The following is a 16,143-nucleotide window of genomic DNA, read 5'->3' on the forward strand; positions in this document are numbered from 1 at the left end:
TAATTGTCCGATGACAAATCCTGACCTCGACCCGGACGTGTACCCACCCCTCGACCCCCGCGAGCCGGTGCCGGACGACGTCGGCGAGCTTCTTCCCGACACGCCCGGCGAACTGCCGGAGGCCCCGGTCGAGCCGATGCCCGACGACGGCGATCCGGGCGGCGTGCCCGAGCCGGCCTGACGGCGGGCCCGTCCGGACCGGCCGCACCACCGGACACTGTCCGGTCACACCCCGGTCGGCGCGGGTGACGGTCGAGGCGCCACAGCGGCGACACCGTCCCCCGCCGGTCGGGGCGTCGGCCAGCGACCCCGACCAGCCGGAACGTGCCGCCACCGGGCGAGCTTTCGGGGGTTGCGGACCACCCACAGGTGCCCGACCCGGCCGGTGCCGGTCGCGGCGAGCGCGAGCACGGCGAGGGTACGGCCGAGCCGGTCGGTGGCGACCAGACCCGGCTCGCCGTTGACGGACGTCTCGTCGACGAGCAGGTCGGGTTGCCGCTCCCACACGCCCAGCAGGAAGTTGGCGATGGCCTGCGCCCCGTGCAGCGGTACGGCGGAAGCCGAGACGAGGCCGCCGCCGTCGGTGATCGCGGTGGCGTCCGGATCGAGCACGTCGACCAGGGCGGCGAGGTCGCCGGTCTGCCAGGCGGACCGGAACGCCCGCACGACCGCGGCGTGCTCGGCCGGACGCACCGGTGCGCGGCGTTGCTCACGGACCCGACGCCGGGCCGACGAGGCGAGTTGCCGGCACGCGGCAGGGGTACGGCCGACGATCCCGGCGATCTCGGGGTAGGTGAACCGGAACACGTCGTGCAGCACAAACGCGACCCGCTCGGCCGGGGTCATCGCCTGCAGCACCACCAGCAGGGCCATCGACACGGAGTCGTCCAGGCTCACCCGGTCGGCGGGGTCGACCACCGTCGAGGCTTCCCGGCTGCTCCAGCCGGTCGCCGGGAGGGGTTCGGGGAGCCACTCGCCGACGTACCGCTCCCGGCGGGCCCGTGCCGTCGTGAGCATGTCGAGCCCGATGCGGCTGGCGGTCCTGATCAGCCAGGCGCGGGGGTTGACGACGGCGTCGCGTTCCCCGTCGCTGAGCCGGTGCCAGCGCAGGTAGGTCTCCTGCACGGCGTCCTCGGCGTCGGCGAGCGAACCGAGCAGGCGGTAGCTGAGCCCCAGCAGGACCCCACGATCGCGGGTCACCGGGTCCGGCGGCCCCGGGTGGCCCGGCACGGCGTCCTGCGGCACCTCTGCTCCCTCCCCCGGCCGGCGCGACGGCCGTCGCGCGCCGCCCACGGCTATCGGATCACGTCCGGCGCGGCGGGCACCGCCTGACAGTTCGCCGACCGGCGTCGTCTACCTCACAGAGCGGGCGGTCCCGTCCGCTCACCCGGCAGCTCCACGCGGCGTCGGGTGCGGCCCGCCGTGGCGGCACCACCCGTGGGGAGCGCGTGCGAAGGAGAAGGCGATGTCCGACCCCGTCACGTTCGTCAACGTCATCGACGTCGACCCGTCCCGGCAGCAGGAGGTGATCGACCTGCTGGTCGAGGGCACCGAGAAGGTGGTGTCCCGGCGGCCCGGTTTCGTCTCGGTCACCCTGCTCGCCAGCCTCGACCGGACCCGCGTCGTCAACGTCGCCCGGTGGCGCAGCGCCGACGACGTCCGGGCCACCCAGGCCGACCCCGAGGCGGCCGAGTACGCCCGGCGGACCGCCGCGCTCGCCCAGGCCAGCCCCGGTCTCTACACCGTCGTCGGCGAGTTCACCGCGTGACCGTCGCGGCCTGACGACCGGCGGCCGGCTGCCCCCCGGGAGCGGCGTGGGGTTGCCCCGGCGGCCCGGCCGCTCTCGGCGTGTCGCCCGGCCGGCGTCGACGTGCGCCCGGCCGGGCAGCCGGCGCCCGGTGGTGCCCGGCCCACCCGGCCGGGTACCACCGGATCTTTCAACAGTCTGTTGACAAACAGAGTGTTGAAGCACAGGCTGACGACGTGCACGGGGACGAGGGGCAGCAGAGCGCGGCCGACGCCGAGCGGTGGGCGCGCAGGCGGTTGACCGACCGCGGCGGTCGGGACCTGCCGCGGTTGCCCTGGCTGGCCGAGGGGCAGCCGCACGACGCGACCACGTTGATCCGCCAGGCACTGTGGCGGGCCAACACCGACCGGGACGCGCTGGAGCTGCCCGAGGACCTGCTGGCGGCGATCGCGCTGCTGGCCGCCGCCCGGGCCGAACTGGACCAGCTCGAGGCCGGCCTGCTCTTCGTCGCCCGCGCGGAGGGGCTGACCTGGGCGCAGATCGCCCGTCCGCTGGGTCTGCGGACCGCCCAGGCGGCACAGCAGCGGCACGAGCGGGTGCTGTCGCGCCGCAGTGCCGACGCCGGTCCGTGAGCATCGTCGCGCTCGCCGACGCCGACGCCTCGTGCGGCCGGAAGGCGTACCGGCTCGGCGTCGCGCTGCGCGCCGGGCTGCGCGTACCGGACGGGTTCGTCGTCACCGGTCCGGCGGTCGACCCGCGGCGGATCGCCGGGCAGCTGGACCGGCTGGGCAGCGGGGCGGTCGCGGTCAGGTCGTCGGGGCTGGCCGAGGACGCGTCGACGGTGTCGTTCGCCGGGCAGTTGGAGACCGTCCTGGGTGCCCGCAGCCTCGACGACGTCCTGGGCGCGGTGCGCCGGTGCGCCGCCTCACCGGGTACGGAACGGGCGCGCAGCTACCGGGCACGTCTCGACCTCGGTGACGACGGGCCGGCCGCCGCACCGGTACTGGTGCAGGCCCTCGTCGAGGCCGACCACGCGGGCGTGCTGTTCACCCGGGACCCCCGCACCGGCGGCGACGCGGTGGTGATCAACGCTTCCTGGGGCCTCGGCGAGTCCGTCGTCGCCGGCGCGGTGACCCCCGACGAGGTGATCGTGACCGGCCCGACCGACGTCGTCCGGCTCACCGTGGGGGCCAAGCAGACCCGGCTCGACCTGCGCCGGCACGGTCTGGTGCGGTCCCCCGTCGCCGACGCGGACCGGGCCCGCAGCTGCGTGCGGCCCGACGAGGTGCCGCGACTGGTCGCCCTCGGCCGGCACGCCGAGGACCTCTTCGGCCCCGCCCTGGACATCGAGTGGGCGGTCGCCGACGACCGGATCTGGCTGGTGCAGGCCCGCCCGATCACCGCCCTGGGCGGCGCGGCACCCACCGACGACCCGGCGACGACCACTCCGGTGGTCACCGGTGTGCCCAGCAGTCCCGGCCGGGCCCGGGGGCCGGCCCGCCTCGTCCGCTCGGTGGAGGATTTCCACCGGGTGCGGCCCGGCGACATCCTGGTGTGCCGGACCACCGACCCGGCCTGGACCCCGCTGTTCGGGCTCGCCGCCGCCGTCGTCACCGAGACCGGTGGCATCCTCAGCCACGCGGCCATCGTCGCCCGGGAGTTCGGCATCCCCGCCGTCGTCGGCGTCGACCGGGCGATGACCGCCCTGACCGACGGCGAACCGGTCACCGTCGACGGCACCATCGGCACCGTCACCGCAGGGCACCACCGGTGACCCACCCGTCACCGACCGACCTGCTCGTGTTGCACGCGGTACGACTCACCGGCTTCGCCGACAGCCCCACCGTCGCCGCCCGGTTCGACCTCGACCCCGACCAGACCCACGAGGACCTCCTCGACGCCCAGGCGTACGGCTGGGTCGGCAGATCGTCCTTCGCCGGGCAGGCCGGGTGGTCGCTCACCACGGCGGGACGCCGGCGCAACGAGGCGCAACTGCGCGCCGAACTCGACCGGGTCCGTGCCCACGGCACCGTCGCCGACGCCCACGAACTCTTCCTGACCCTCAACGGCCGGGCGACCCGGGTCTTCACCGCCTGGCAGCTGCGACCGGGCGAGGCCACCGGGACGCTGCGTCAGCTTGCCGGACTCGCCGACGAACTCCGCGACCTCGAACGACACCTGGCCGCGTGCCTGGCCCGCTTCGGCGGCTACCACGACCGGTTCACCCGGGCGCTCACCCGGGCCGGCGACGATCCGGCGTGGATCACCGGCGTGCAGGTCGACTCGTGCCACCACGTCTGGTTCGAACTCCACGAGGACCTGATCGCCACCCTCGGCATCACCCGCTGACCGCACCACGCACCGACGCCCGCAACCGGCACGGTACTGGGACACTGCGCGCATGAGTCAGGGTGTGCCGGCGAGCCGGACGACGAGGTGGTGGAGCGCGTTGCGGATCATCCTGGTTCTGCTGTGGCTGCTCGGGGCCGCGACGACGTGGTCGACCGGGTGTACTGGACGGACACCGACCGGTTCGGACAGGTGAACACCACCGGTGCCGTCGGGCAGGAGAGCTACCCCGGACCCGGTGCCGTCGGCATCGCGCAGGAGTTGCGGGCCGCCGGGCTCGAACACCGCGCCGGTAACCTCAACGCACCGGTGTCCGTCCTCGGCGGAACCGGCGTCCTCCTCGCCGTCGTCGCGCTCGTCGTCGTGGTCACCGGCCCGGCGCCGGTCCGGGGCACCCGGTGGTACTGGTTCTGGTTGATCTTCCTCAGTCCGTGGGGTCTCGGACTGCTGCTCTGGACGGCCCGGGAGCGGCCGTGGTCACGGTCTGCGGCGGCGGTGGCCGCGCGGAACCCGGCATACCCGCGGGACCGGGGCGTTCTCGGCTTCGGCTTCGGCATACTCGCGTCGGTTCTGCTCGGTGCCGTCCTGTTGATCCTCCATGACGTGCTGGGCGACTGGTTGGTGCCGCGACCTGACGCCTAGCAGCGCGCGGTCCGCCCCGGTGCCGGCCGGCGCAGGTCCGATCGGCCCTCGGAAGCGACCGGAGTGCGGCACAATGCGCCCATGACCTCCACCGGATCGTCGCGGCTGTCGTTGTGGTCCACCGACTCGGTGTTGTCGATCGGGTCGCGGGGCTCGGTGCTGTCCATCGGCAGCGTCGGCTCGATCGCCTCCGTCGGCAGCGTCGGCTCCGCCGGATCGGTGCTGTCCATCGGGTCGGCGCTCTCGGTCGGGTCGGCCCTGGCGTGGCGGTCCCGCTGGTCGTTGCTGGCCGACCGTTCCTCGGGGGTCGCGATGGGTTCCCGCGCGAGCGCCCACGGCCTGGTCGGTCCGTCGGCGACGGTGGCTGCCGTGGCGCTGGCCGCCTACGCCGGCTACCTGCTGGCGCGCGGCCGCCGACCGGACGACGGCCGTCGGGGATGGTGACGTCACCCGGGCCGGCGGGGCCGCGTCGCCGCTGTCCGCTCCCGGGCCGGGTCAGCAGTTGCCGATCTCGTCGGTGCGTGTCACCGCCGCCGAGGTGAGCGGCTCGCCCGGTACATCGGGGACCGAGTAGGGCGCTCCGTCGTGCTTCGCGAGTTCCCTGGCGTACGCGTTGCCGACGAGGAAGACGTGCAGTTCGAAGCGCTGCCCCGGCGACCTCTCGTCGCCGACGACGACCCGGTTGGCCTGCCAGCTGTGCGGGGTGGGAAAGCGTAGCGGTTGCTCGTAGAAGTAGGTCCCGCCGGCCGGGCGGACGAAGAGCACGGCGGTGCGGCCGGCCGGTGGCTCGTCCCCCGTGCCGGAGACGTCCGAGCAGTTCGGCACCACCGTCGCGCTGGTGATCGCGAACCGCACCGTCGGCGTCCTGCTCACGGTCGGAGCGACCGTGGGCGGCGGTGTCCGGGTGGGAGGAGGGCTGCCCGGTGTCGTCGATGCCGTGGGGGTGGCCGGTGGGCTCGGTGGGTCGGTCGGCTCCGGCGTCCCGGGTGGACCTGTCGTCGGTTCCGGCGGTGTGGTGGAGCCGGCCGCAGATTCGGACGCCGCCGGTGTCTCCTTGGTGGCGGCGAGGTACGCCGGCACCGCCGCGATGACACCCACGACCAGTGTGACCAGCGCGCTGAGCGCCGCCACCTGTTCGGCGGGTTTCAACGTCCGCCACCATCGGTGCACACCCGCCCTCCTGGCCCGCCACCATTGCCGCATGCCCACCCTCCTACGTCGACAGACACCTGCTTGCAGTGAACACCGCACGGGCAACACGGACCCTCGTCCAGATGGGGTCGACGGGCGCGGAATCCGGGTGGACCGGTCGGGTCCTGATCGTCGAGGATCGGCGGGTGTCCGTGCCTGAACGTCAGATCCGTGCCCGCCACACGGCCACGACCGTCACCGTGTACCAGGCGTACCCACCCGGCATCGCGGTGCCGGCGGTGGCCGCCGGCCGTTTCGTGGCCCCCTTCAAGCGGGAGCGGATGACGTGGATCAAGCCGTCGTTCCTGTGGATGATGTACCGCTGCGGCTGGGCGACGAAGCCCGGACAGGAGCGCGTGCTGTCCATCGAGATCACGCGGGCGGGGTTCGAGTGGGCGCTGGCCCGGGCCTGCCTGAGTCACTACGACCGTGACCTGCACGGCGACCGGGAGAACTGGTCACGGCAGTTGCGGACCAGTCCGGTCCGGGTGCAGTGGGACCCGGAGCGTTCGCTGCGGCTGGCCGCGTTGCCGTACCGCTCGTTGCAGGTCGGGCTGTCCGGCGAGGCTGTCGACCGGTACGTCGACGACTGGATCGTCGCGGTCGAGGACGTCACCGCCACCGTCGGACAGATCCGGGACCTGCTGCGCCGGGGTGACGAGCAGGCGGCGGCAGCACGCCTGCCCGTCGAACACGTCTATCCACTTCCGGACGGGATCGCGGACGGCCTCGCCGCCAGTCCCGCCGAGAATCCCGACCGGCGGCACCGGCAGTGACAGTCGACGTGCCGCGACCCTGACCGCAACAGGTCGACCCACCCACCGGCGCTCCGGCCTCTTGCGCCACCGTGCGCCCCGGGCCCGGGGCGCACGGTGGACGCCGGGGTCGCGCCCGGCTCAGGGCCCGAAGCCCGGTGGCCGGGGCCACTGCTCAGCCTCCGGGTCGGGTCGGTAGCCCGGAGGGGGTTGCCCGGCCGGCGGGCGTACCGGGGCCGGTGGCGAGGACGGACCCGGAGGGTACGCCCCGGCGGTGGGTGCAACCGGGGCGCCGGCCACGGGTGGGCCACCGCCAGGCGGGGGCGCAGCCGCCACGCCGACCACGGGCCGGGCCGGGCCGGACCCGCCCGGAGCACCAGGCGCGGACGCCGGTGGGGTGGCGGGCCGTACCGCCGGTGGCGGGTGGCCGTCGGGCTGCGGCCCCGGGAGCGCCGCCACGGCGGCACGGGGCCGCCAGACCGGTTCCGCACCGATCAGGCTACGGAAATCGAACTGGCACTTCGGGCAGGTGCGCAGTGCGGTCTCGGCGCGGCGGTCACCGCACTTCTGGCAGTAGGTCACCACCGTCTCGTCGGCGTCCATCCCCTGGCAGCGGGGGCAGGCGAACGCGGGACCCTTGTTGTTGAGCTGCACCAGCCGGCCGGCGAGCACGTAGGGCGTGACGAGGCCGCTGATGCTGCTGGCCAGGTCCCGGGTCCGCCGGGTGCGCTCCTGCATGCGTTCCATCTCCGGGTTGGCGACCTTCTCCAGCCGGCAGGTGGTGCAGGTACGCAGGGTCCGTACCGGCAGCAGGCCGCGCAGCCGCGCCTGCTGGTGCAGGAAGGTCACCGCCGGCACGTCGGCCGGCTCGACGGTGATCCGGTCGGTCCCGCCCGCCGCGAGGCGTTCCTCGACCCGGAACACCAGCGACTGCACCTGCCCGACCAGTTTCGGCGGCATGCCGCCCGGCCGGCTGACGATCAGCGTGCCGACCATCAGCATGCCGTCGGCCAGCTCGGCGGGGACCTCGGCGACGGTGTCGGCCGTCTCGAAGGTGAAGGTCGCGCCGCCGGTACGGGTGACCACCGCCTGCCGTTGCGCCGACCCGTCGCCGTCGAGCAGCCGACCCGCGTGCCGGGAGAGCGCCGCCTGCGCCCGGTTGGCCAGGCCGGCGGCGTGCTGCATCATCGCCACGTCACCCGGGCCCGTCTGCCGCCACCACGGGGTGAACGACGCCGCGGCGGTCGGGTCGAGCCGGCCGAGCGCGGCGTCGAACGTGCTCAGCACCGACTCGAAGAGGCTGACGTACACCGAGGTCACGCCCCAGTTCCGCCCCAACCTGCCCGGCCAGCGGTCGACCAGCAGCACGCCGACCCGGACCCCGGGGCCGTCGGCCTCCAGGGTGACCCGCAGCAGCACCGGCACCTGCGTCGGCGAGAGGGTGACCCCACCGAGGCGGGAGCCACGAACCGCCTCCAGGAGGCTGAGCTGTTCGATCTTCAGGTCGAAGGCGAGGTCGCGGATGCCGCGCAGCAGGTGCTGGCGGGCCACGCTCGGCGGTGCGCCGAGCCGACGGTGGACGCCGGCCGCCAGCCGGCCGGGCTCCAGCCCGGCCGCGACGGCCGGCGGCACGGCACCGGGTCCGCCGGGGTCAGCCCAGCTCATTCCGCTGCGTCGTAGGAGACGCTGGTGTCGAAGCTGGACGCCGCGTCGTACCCCCCGGCGTCGTAGGACGTGCTGGTGTCGTAGGAGGTGCTGGCGTCGTAGGAGGTCGGGTCGTACGAGGTGCTGGTGTCGGTGCCGCTGGCGGCCCAGTCGATTTCGGCGGCGGCCGTCTCCACGTGGTCGGCCACGGCGTCGGAGTACTCGTCGGAGACCGTGTAGTTGTTCTCCGCGATGCTCGCGTGGTCGGCCGCCCGCGCCATGGCGCTCTCGGCGGCCTCGACGTTGCCGGCCGCCGCGTTCTCCACGGCGTAGTCGGCCCAGTCCTGCGCGGAGTCGGCCCAGTCGTCGCCGCTGTCCGCGTGCCAGTTCGACCAGTCCTGGTCGCTGACCGCGCCGCTGATCTCGCTGTCCACGATGGACGCGGACGGTTCCGGCAGCGCCGCTACCGCCTCGGTCAGGGTGGTGTCCCCGATCGGCGTGTCGGTGGTCAGGAAGTCGCCCCAGTCCGAGTCGGCACTCATGCTCTGATTCCCCAGATTCTGATGAACGGTGCGGTCAGCGGTCGCCGGGTGGCCCGGCCGAACGACCAGAACTGTCCCACGCCCGCGCCAGGGGCCGCGCGGTCGCGGCGGCGGGGCCGCGGAGCGTCGGCCGAGGTCACCACGGGTGCCGGCCGGCGGGGTGGCGATGGTGTCAACATGCCGACAGACCCGCCGGACGCCGTGCCGGCCCACCGGGTGGTCGGCGGTGGTGGGGTCAGCCCTTGACCGCTCCGGCGGTGAGCCCTTCGGTGAGGAACCGCTGCCCGAAGGCGTACATGATCACCACAGGGATGCTGACCAGCAGTGACGCGGCGGCGAGTTGCCCCTGCGGCACGACGTCTCCGGTGATCATCGACTGCATGCCCACGGGGAGGGTCTTGTACTCGTCCTTGGTGATGAACACGAAGGCGAAGAGGAACTCGTTCCAGGCGTTGGTCAGGGTGAACAGGGCGACCGCCAGCAGTCCCGGCTTGGCCAGGGGCAGCACCACCCGACCGAACGCCTGTAGCCGGGTGCAGCCGTCGACCAGCGCGGCCTCCTCCAACTCGATGGGGATCGACGCGAAGTATCCCGCCAGCAGCCAGGTGGCGAACGGCAGCGTGAAGGTCGGATACGTCACGACCAGCGACCACAGGGAGTCGGTGAGCCGGGCACCGATGAGCAGTTGGTACAGCGGGATGAACAGCAGCGCGCCCGGCATCACGTAGGTGACCAGAACCGTGACGGTGAAGCCCTGCGCCCCGCGGAACCGCAGCCGGGCCAGCGCGTAGCCGGCCAGGGCGGCGCAGACCAGCGCCACCACGGTGGACGCCGTGGACACCAGCACCGTGTTGAGGTACCAGCGACCGAACGGCTTGGTGGTGAACAGGTCGGTGAACTGTTGCAGGGTCCACGGGGTCGGCCACAGGTCGCGCTCGTGCAGAACGATCTGGCCGTCGGACTTGAAGGCAGTGACGACGATCCAGTACAGCGGGGCCAGGACGAAGACGAGCAGCGCGGCCAGGGCGATGCCGGAGGCCAGGCCCGACACCAGGGCGGACGTCCTGCGCCGTCCCCACGACTGCAACGCCGACAGGACCCGGCCGACCGCCGCCGTGACCAGCAGGATCACCCCGAGGACCAGCACCGCCTTCCACAGGATGTGCGGTGACGCCCAGGCCAGCGCGCCGGTGACCACCACGGCGGCGGCCCACGGCAGGGCCCGGCGCGCCGGCCCGGCGGGGCGGGTCGGCGCCGTGTCGGCGTCCCGCCGCAACAGCCGGACCAGCACGTACACCAGCACGCCGATGACCGGCAGCATGACGAGCGTGACGGCCGCTCCCGCGCCGTACTGGAGTTGGAGGATCGCCTTGGAGTACGCGACGAGCACGTACGGTGCGGTCGCGTCGCCGGGGCCGCCCTGGGTGAGCAGCCAGATGAGGTCGAAGTTGTTGAACGTCCAGATCGACGACAGGGTGACGGTCACGGTGATGACGTGGCGCAGTCCGGGCAGCGTCACGTGGAGGAACCGCCGCCACGCCGACGCCCCGTCGACGGTCGCCGCCTCGTAGAGGTCGGCGGGGATGGCCTTCAGCCCGGCGAGGAAGGCGACGGTGAAGAACGGCACGCCCTTCCACACGTTGACCATGATCACCGACGGCATGGCCAGGGACGCCTCGGACAGCCAGCCCGCCGGCCAGCTGTCGACCAGGTGCGCGTCGACCAGCAACGGCCCGATCCCCGACTCGGTGAGCAGCAGGTTGACGCTGCCGAAGATCGGGTCGAGCAGCGAGCGCCAGCTGAACGCGGTGACGACCGTCGGCACCACCCACGGCAGCAGGAGCAGACCGGCCAGCACTGCCCGTCCCCGGCGTCGGTGGTGCAGCAGCAGGGCCGCGGACAGGCCCAGCACCGCCTTGAACACCTCGGCGTACGCGGTGAAGACGAACGAGTTCACCACGCCGGTGTGGAACTGCTCGTCGTCGGTGAGGGCGAGGTAGTTGGCCAGTCCGACGAACACGCTGTGCTGGCCGTGCCGTTCGGTGGTGCTGGTGACGACCGCCCAGCCGATCGGGACGAGCACGAGGGCGCCGACGAGTACGGCCGTGGGAGCCAGGAACAGCGCCGCCAGCCGCCAGTCGCGTCCCAGCCGTCGTCGGGTCGCGGGACGCGCGCCGGGCCTCGACCGTGGGGATCCTCCTGACGCCGGGGCCGGCGCCGGGCGGACCGACGTCACTGCGGCAGACCCTGCTGGGTGAAGATCTGCACCATCTTGGCGTGGGCGGTCTGCACGGCCCGCGCGGGCGACGTGCCCTGGATGACCTGCTGCATCATGTCGGTCAGCACGTAGGCGCCGACGGCGGCCTGCTGCCCGGCGCTGGCCTTCTGCGGGAAGTCCAGGCCGTTCTTCGTCGACAGCGGCAGTTTCTGTTGGGTGATCCTGCGCATGATGGGGAATGCCGGGTCGCCGCTGGTGAAGAACGGGTCGGCGTCCCAGACCCGGTCCCAGGCCGGCAGGGCCAGCCCCGGAGCTTCCTTCGCCACGCCGACGAGCGCGGGGGCGCTGACCAGGTACTGCGTCAGGAGCTTGGCGAGTTCGGCGTTCTTGGCGCCCTTGAAGATGACGAAGCACTGGGACTGGCCCAGCAGCAGGGAGGTGTCGGTGGCCGGACCGGTGCAGTCGGGGAAGACGTGGGTGCGTTCGTAGACCGGGTTCTTCTTGGTCTTGGAGTCCGCGTAGACGCTGAACTGGTTGCGGGTGTAGCCGAGGATCCCGGCGAGCCAGTTCTCGTTGTTGCTGGAGTCGGTCCAGGCGGCGACCCCCGGCGGCAGCATCGGCTTGTACGTCGGGTTGGTGTAGATGTCGCCGAGGAAGGTGACCGCCTGGACGGTCTCGGGAGAGTCGAAGGTGACCTTCCGGCCGTCGTTGGAGGCGATCGCCCCGCCGTAGGAGTTGATCAGGGCCTCGATCATGCCGTTGGCGTCACCGGAGCGGTTGACGGTCATGCCCCAGCCGAACCGCCGTTTGCCGGGGTCGGAGATCGCCAGGCAGAGGTCCCGCAGCTCCTCCCACGTGTAGCTGTCCTTCGGGGTGATGCCCTTGTCCTGCATCCAGTCCTTGCGCAGGAACGACCCGATCCCGATGAAGTGGTACGGGATGGCGAACCACCTGCCGTCGAAGACGCAGAAGTTCTTGGACTCGGCGGTGGGTTCGCCGTACTTCGCCGTCAACGCCTGGACGACGTCCGTCACGTCCTCCAGGTCGCCGAGCGCCTGGAACTGGGCGACGAACCGCGAGTCGGTCATGAACGCGAGGTCACGCGCGACGCCGCCCTTGACCTCGGCATCGATCTTGGCGACGACGTCCCCGGCGTCGGCCTGGACCAGGCTGTTTCCGATCTTTGTGCCGGTGGTGTCGGCGAACTTCCTGATCGAGCTGTCGAGGGCCGCGTTCGCCGCCTCCGAGTACAGCTTCTGCGACAGCATCCCCATCGAGGAGCCCTTCAACGCCGCCGCGGCGTCGACGAGTTCCTGCGGGACCTCGGCCTGCACCCTGGGCGTCGACGGTCCACTTCCTCCGCAGGCGGCGAGGCCGGCCGCACCGAGCAGCCCCACCCCCATTCCCAGGAAGCCGCGCCGGGTCCGTAACGAGCCGTCCTCCGTGGACATCTGTCTCCTCCGTTCCGCCTCACCGCAACTCACCGAAGGCCGGGAAGGATGGTCTTCCCTTGTGGACGTCGGTACCGTTCGCCATCGAGGACGATCATTCGTCCTGGTGGAATGACCGCAGCATGTCGATCAGGGCGGCGCTGCGCTCACTCTACACATTTCGGAAAGTCGCGACCAGACCCTCCTTCCCATCGGAAGACACTTCCGGCAATTCACTGTGATCAATAGGGATGACGGCCGCCGCGAGGTCGGGCGCCCACCCGGCGGCCACCTGCCGGTCGCGGCGGGTCACGCCCGACGAGGGCACCCCTGCGGCGGCCCGCCGCACGACGGACACCGGTCGCGGTCGGGCGCGCGGCGTCGACGCGACCACGGACCCGCGCCCGTCGACCCGACGACACGAGGCACACATGCCCGAGGCGCACATGCCCGACGCGCACGGATCCGGCGTCCAGGCCGGCGTGGCACGATCCGGCCCGCCGGCCACCCGGTCGCCACCTCGACCCGACGCCACCTCGGCCCGACGCCGCCCGGCCGGTCCCGCAGCGGCCCCGCGCCCGCCCACCGGCAGCCTTCCCGTTGCCGATCGATGCACGTGCATCTATTCTTTGGCAGCCCATCGATTGCCGGAACAGGCAGTCGAAATACTGTCGAAACGCTTCGACAACCATCGTGCGACGGTTGACTCGAAGACGGGAGATGCTGATGAAATCCACACTGAGGAGGGTTCAGTTCGCCGTGCTTTCCGGCGTACTGGCGCTGGCCGGGTCGACGGCCGTGATGACGAGTTCCGCGTCGGCCGACAGCATGACCCAACTGAACGCCACCCAACTCGTCGCCAACATGGGAGCGGGCTGGAACCTGGGTAACGCCCTGGAAGCCAACGCCAACGGAATCCCCAGCGAGACGGCCTGGGGCAACCCGGTCGTGACGCAGGCATTCATCGACCGGGTGCGGGCTGCGGGATTCAAGACGATCCGCATTCCGGTCTCCTATCTGGGAAACATCGGGGCCGCCCCGAACTACACGATCAGCTCCGCCTGGCTGGACCGCATCCAGGAAATCGTCGACTACGCCTATGGCCGCGGACTGTACGTGCTGATCAACATGCACGGCGACGGCTACAAGACCATCAACGGTTCGTGGCTGATCTGCGACTCGTCGAACCAGACGACGATCAGGGACAAGTACCAGAAGGTCTGGCAGCAGGTGGCGACCAAATTCCAGAGCTACGGCGAACGCCTCGTCCTGGAATCCATGAACGAGGAGTTCGACGGTCAGTACGGCAATCCCACCCAGCCGTGCTACTCGAACATCAACGCCTACAACCAGATCTTCGTGGACACGGTCCGGCGGACCGGCGGGAACAACACCTCGCGCTGGCTGCTCATCCCCGGCTGGAACACCAACATCGACTACACCGTCGGCAACTACGGCTTCGTGCTGCCGACCGACCAGTACCGCTCGTCGTCCGTGCCGGCCAACGAGCAGCGGCTCATGATCTCCGTGCACTACTACGACCCCTGGGACTTCGCCGGTGAGGAGAACGGCACCATCACCCAGTGGGGGCCGGCCGCCACCAACCCGGCACGCAAGTCCACCTGGGGACAGCAGGACTTCATGGACGGGCAACTGAAGAAGGTGCGGGACACCTTCGTCGCGCGTGGATACCCCGTGTTCGTCGGTGAGTACGGTTCGGTCGACAAGACCTCGGCCGACTCGACGAACAACCGGTACCGGGCGGACTACGCGCGCACCCTGGTCGCCACCGCCAAGAAGTACGGGGCGGCCACCGCCTACTGGGACAACGGCTACAACGGCGCGTACGGGTTCGGGCTGTTCAACCGCAGCAGCGGCGCGGTCACCCAGCAGGGCATCATCGACGCCATCATGAGCGCCGTCGGCGGCACCACCCCGACCACGCCGCCGACCACCACGCCGCCGCCGACCACCGCTCCCCCGACCACCACGCCGCCGCCGACCACCGCCCCGCCGACGACCCCGCCGCCGGGCGGGCGCTCCTGCTCGGCGACGTACACGGTGACCGGTCAGTGGCAGGGCGGCTTCCAGGCCGAGGTGCGGGTCACCGCCGGCAGTTCGGCGATCAGCGGCTGGACGGTGACCTGGACGTTCGGCAACGGGCAGCAGGTGTCGCAGGCGTGGAGCGCGACGCTGACCACCAGCGGCGCGGCGGTGACCGCCCGCAACGTCAGCTACAACGGCGCGCTCGGTGCCGGCGGCAGCACCACCTTCGGTTTCCTGGGCTCGTCGGGCGGCACCAACGCCGTACCGGCGGTGTCCTGCGCGGCGAACTGAGCGGGCGGTGACCGACGCGGGCCGGGGGTCACCGACCCCCGGCCCGCGCGGATCCCGGCCGGCCGGAGCCGGGGCGGTCCAGCGCGCCCACCAGCAGGTCGTAGGTGGCCTGCACCGCCCCCGCCGCGCTCGGCACCAGCACCACTCCGGGACGTAGGCGGACCACCCGCATCAGGTCGTCGTACATGGTGCCGAGCACGGCCGATCCGTCGACGCGCGCGATGAGCTGACGGTGGTGGTGGACCCACTCGTCGTCGGTGTCGCGGGCGCGGCGGTGGAACCGCTCGATCGCGGTCTCCCGCTCGTCGACCAGGACGACCTCGTGGAAACCCGCCCCCTGCCCGCGTGCGAGCGCCGCGAGACCGTCGATCTCGTCGACCGTCGCGAGGTACTGCGGCAGGACGACGTCACCTCCGCCGGCCAACCGGACCGTCACCATCGCCCGCACCAGGGACCACACGACGGGCCAGGTGTCGAACTCCTCGTCGCGCCATCCGCCGACGAGGCGGTGCAGCGCGTCGACGTCGAGATTCAGGGTGCCGGGGTGGCGGTCGGCGTAGCGCGCCGAGAGGGTGGACTTTCCGATGCCCGGCGGCCCGTTCAGATGGATCAGTCGCGCCACCGCGTACCCCCGGTGTGGCGGTCACCCGCCCCGTCCAGGCCGTCGACCAGCAGTTCCGCCTCGTCCACCGAAATGGCCATGGTGGCACCGAGCAGCTCGACGGCCTGCTCACGCTGGCCGGCTTCCACGAGGGCCGCGATCCGGAGCCAGGCGAACGCGTCAGCCATCGCGTCGCTGTCGCCTCCGGCCGTCGACGGCCACCCGGTCGGCGGGGCGGTGGGGTCCTGGACCGGCCGGTCCCCCGCCGTACCGTCCGGGGTTTCCGCTCCGGGTGACGTGGCGTCCGCAGCAGGCGTGCCGGCGGCCGGCGGGTCGGCAGGGCCGGGGGCGCGGTCAGGGGAGGCGGCTTCGTGACTGCGGGCGGCGGCGATCCGGGTGGCCGCGGCCCACGCCCGGGTGTCCGCGTCCGGGGACGCGGCGGCGACGACCCGCGCCTCCAGGTCGCGGACCTGGGTGCCCGGCAGGTCCCGGCGGTCACCTCGACGGCGCAGGACCACCGTGATCACCGCGATGAGCGAGACCGCGACGACGAGGCCCACCGCCAGTGCCAGCAGGCTCGCGTCGGTGCCGCCGGGGCTCACCGGGTCGGACGGCCCCGGCCGGGCCGGTGCCGGTCGGCGACGGCGTGGAGCGGTACCCGGGCCAGGCGGGATGCGGTCGGGACCC

At 72.3% G+C, this 16,143-nt stretch carries 17 protein-coding genes; 9 read left to right on the plus strand and 8 right to left on the minus strand.

Translation table 11 applies throughout. The features are described 5' to 3' along the window. The first annotated feature begins 10 nt into the window (after window positions 1-10). A complete protein-coding gene (locus ACN265_RS17575) occupies window positions 11-181 on the plus strand; it encodes a hypothetical protein (RefSeq protein ID WP_168222526.1) in 171 nt (56 codons plus the stop codon). 44 nt (window positions 182-225) lie between these two features. Here the strand turns inward: ACN265_RS17575 and sigJ are convergent, their stop codons facing one another. Further along, window positions 226-1,245, minus strand: a complete 1,020-nt coding sequence (gene sigJ / locus ACN265_RS17580) for an RNA polymerase sigma factor SigJ (protein ID WP_421408574.1) — start codon at window positions 1,243-1,245, stop codon at window positions 226-228. 220 nt (window positions 1,246-1,465) lie between these two features. Between sigJ and ACN265_RS17585 the strand changes: the two genes are divergently transcribed. From ACN265_RS17585 to ACN265_RS17610, 6 genes are all read left to right on the plus strand, one after another. Continuing rightward, on the plus strand, window positions 1,466-1,768 hold the full coding sequence (locus ACN265_RS17585) for an antibiotic biosynthesis monooxygenase family protein (protein WP_420119602.1): 303 nt from the start codon (window positions 1,466-1,468) through the stop codon (window positions 1,766-1,768). 215 nt (window positions 1,769-1,983) lie between these two features. Further along, window positions 1,984-2,379 carry a DNA-binding protein gene (locus ACN265_RS17590; protein ID WP_420119603.1) on the plus strand — a complete coding sequence of 132 codons (396 nt, stop codon included), beginning with the start codon at window positions 1,984-1,986 and terminating at the stop codon, window positions 2,377-2,379. Next, window positions 2,376-3,521 carry a PEP/pyruvate-binding domain-containing protein gene (locus ACN265_RS17595; protein WP_421408575.1) on the plus strand — a complete coding sequence of 382 codons (1,146 nt, stop codon included), beginning with the start codon at window positions 2,376-2,378 and terminating at the stop codon, window positions 3,519-3,521. Before ACN265_RS17590 ends, ACN265_RS17595 begins: the two co-directional genes overlap by 4 nt. Then, on the plus strand, window positions 3,518-4,096 hold the full coding sequence (locus ACN265_RS17600) for a transcriptional regulator (RefSeq protein ID WP_420119605.1): 579 nt from the start codon (window positions 3,518-3,520) through the stop codon (window positions 4,094-4,096). The genes ACN265_RS17595 and ACN265_RS17600 overlap by 4 nt, the downstream gene beginning before the upstream one ends. 123 nt (window positions 4,097-4,219) lie before the next feature. Further along, window positions 4,220-4,738: a hypothetical protein gene (locus ACN265_RS17605; protein WP_421408576.1), complete on the plus strand. Its 519-nt coding sequence runs from the start codon at window positions 4,220-4,222 to the stop codon at window positions 4,736-4,738. 81 nt (window positions 4,739-4,819) lie between these two features. Continuing rightward, the gene (locus ACN265_RS17610) at window positions 4,820-5,182 is read left to right on the plus strand and encodes a hypothetical protein (protein ID WP_421408577.1); all 363 of its coding nucleotides are present in this window, start codon (window positions 4,820-4,822) and stop codon (window positions 5,180-5,182) included. 51 nt (window positions 5,183-5,233) lie between these two features. Here the strand turns inward: ACN265_RS17610 and ACN265_RS17615 are convergent, their stop codons facing one another. After that, window positions 5,234-5,908, minus strand: coding sequence for a hypothetical protein (locus ACN265_RS17615; protein ID WP_421408578.1), 675 nt, complete (start codon window positions 5,906-5,908; stop codon window positions 5,234-5,236). A gap of 167 nt (window positions 5,909-6,075) precedes the next feature. Here ACN265_RS17615 and ACN265_RS17620 point away from each other — a divergent pair, with 167 nt between their 5' ends. Next, a complete protein-coding gene (locus ACN265_RS17620) occupies window positions 6,076-6,705 on the plus strand; it encodes a DUF4291 domain-containing protein (protein WP_421408579.1) in 630 nt (209 codons plus the stop codon). Window positions 6,706-6,825: 120 nt separating this feature from the next. Here ACN265_RS17620 and ACN265_RS17625 read toward each other — a convergent pair whose 3' ends face one another. The 4 genes from ACN265_RS17625 to ACN265_RS17640 form a co-directional block, all read right to left on the minus strand. Continuing rightward, window positions 6,826-8,349, minus strand: a complete 1,524-nt coding sequence (locus ACN265_RS17625; protein ID WP_421408580.1) for a hypothetical protein — start codon at window positions 8,347-8,349, stop codon at window positions 6,826-6,828. Further along, window positions 8,346-8,870 carry a hypothetical protein gene (locus tag ACN265_RS17630; RefSeq protein ID WP_421408581.1) on the minus strand — a complete coding sequence of 175 codons (525 nt, stop codon included), beginning with the start codon at window positions 8,868-8,870 and terminating at the stop codon, window positions 8,346-8,348. The genes ACN265_RS17625 and ACN265_RS17630 overlap by 4 nt, the downstream gene beginning before the upstream one ends. Window positions 8,871-9,105: 235 nt before the next feature. Further along, a complete protein-coding gene (locus ACN265_RS17635; protein ID WP_421408582.1) occupies window positions 9,106-10,953 on the minus strand; it encodes an ABC transporter permease subunit in 1,848 nt (615 codons plus the stop codon). A gap of 149 nt (window positions 10,954-11,102) precedes the next feature. Continuing rightward, complete coding sequence (locus ACN265_RS17640) at window positions 11,103-12,539, minus strand: extracellular solute-binding protein (protein WP_421408583.1); 1,437 nt, start codon at window positions 12,537-12,539, stop codon at window positions 11,103-11,105. A 705-nt stretch (window positions 12,540-13,244) separates the two neighbouring features. On the opposite strand from ACN265_RS17640, the gene ACN265_RS17645 reads away from it, so the two are divergent. Further along, the gene (locus ACN265_RS17645; protein WP_421408584.1) at window positions 13,245-14,855 is read left to right on the plus strand and encodes a cellulase family glycosylhydrolase; all 1,611 of its coding nucleotides are present in this window, start codon (window positions 13,245-13,247) and stop codon (window positions 14,853-14,855) included. 28 nt (window positions 14,856-14,883) lie between these two features. Here the strand turns inward: ACN265_RS17645 and ACN265_RS17650 are convergent, their stop codons facing one another. Together ACN265_RS17650 and ACN265_RS17655 are read right to left on the minus strand one after the other, a co-directional pair. Next, the gene (locus ACN265_RS17650) at window positions 14,884-15,477 is read right to left on the minus strand and encodes an AAA family ATPase (protein ID WP_421408585.1); all 594 of its coding nucleotides are present in this window, start codon (window positions 15,475-15,477) and stop codon (window positions 14,884-14,886) included. Beyond that, the gene (locus tag ACN265_RS17655; RefSeq protein WP_421408586.1) at window positions 15,465-16,058 is read right to left on the minus strand and encodes a hypothetical protein; all 594 of its coding nucleotides are present in this window, start codon (window positions 16,056-16,058) and stop codon (window positions 15,465-15,467) included. The genes ACN265_RS17650 and ACN265_RS17655 overlap by 13 nt, the downstream gene beginning before the upstream one ends. Window positions 16,059-16,143 lie beyond the last annotated feature (85 nt).

Source organism: Micromonospora sp. WMMD730 (assembly GCF_049178955.1).
GTDB classification, from domain to species: Bacteria; Actinomycetota; Actinomycetes; order Mycobacteriales; family Micromonosporaceae; genus Micromonospora; species Micromonospora wenchangensis.

Bases quoted from the DNA above. Each gene is read 5' to 3' on its own strand.
- ACN265_RS17630 (WP_421408581.1), bottom strand. From the start codon at position 8,870: ATGAGTGCCGACTCGGACTGGGGCGACTTCCTGACCACCGACACGCCG.
- ACN265_RS17625 (WP_421408580.1), bottom strand. From the start codon at position 8,349: ATGAGCTGGGCTGACCCCGGCGGACCCGGTGCCGTGCCGCCGGCCGTC.
- ACN265_RS17585 (WP_420119602.1), top strand. From the start codon at position 1,466: ATGTCCGACCCCGTCACGTTCGTCAACGTCATCGACGTCGACCCGTCC.
- ACN265_RS17575 (WP_168222526.1), top strand. From the start codon at position 11: ATGACAAATCCTGACCTCGACCCGGACGTGTACCCACCCCTCGACCCC.
- ACN265_RS17640 (WP_421408583.1), bottom strand. From the start codon at position 12,539: ATGTCCACGGAGGACGGCTCGTTACGGACCCGGCGCGGCTTCCTGGGA.
- ACN265_RS17610 (WP_421408577.1), top strand. From the start codon at position 4,820: ATGACCTCCACCGGATCGTCGCGGCTGTCGTTGTGGTCCACCGACTCG.
- ACN265_RS17645 (WP_421408584.1), top strand. From the start codon at position 13,245: ATGAAATCCACACTGAGGAGGGTTCAGTTCGCCGTGCTTTCCGGCGTA.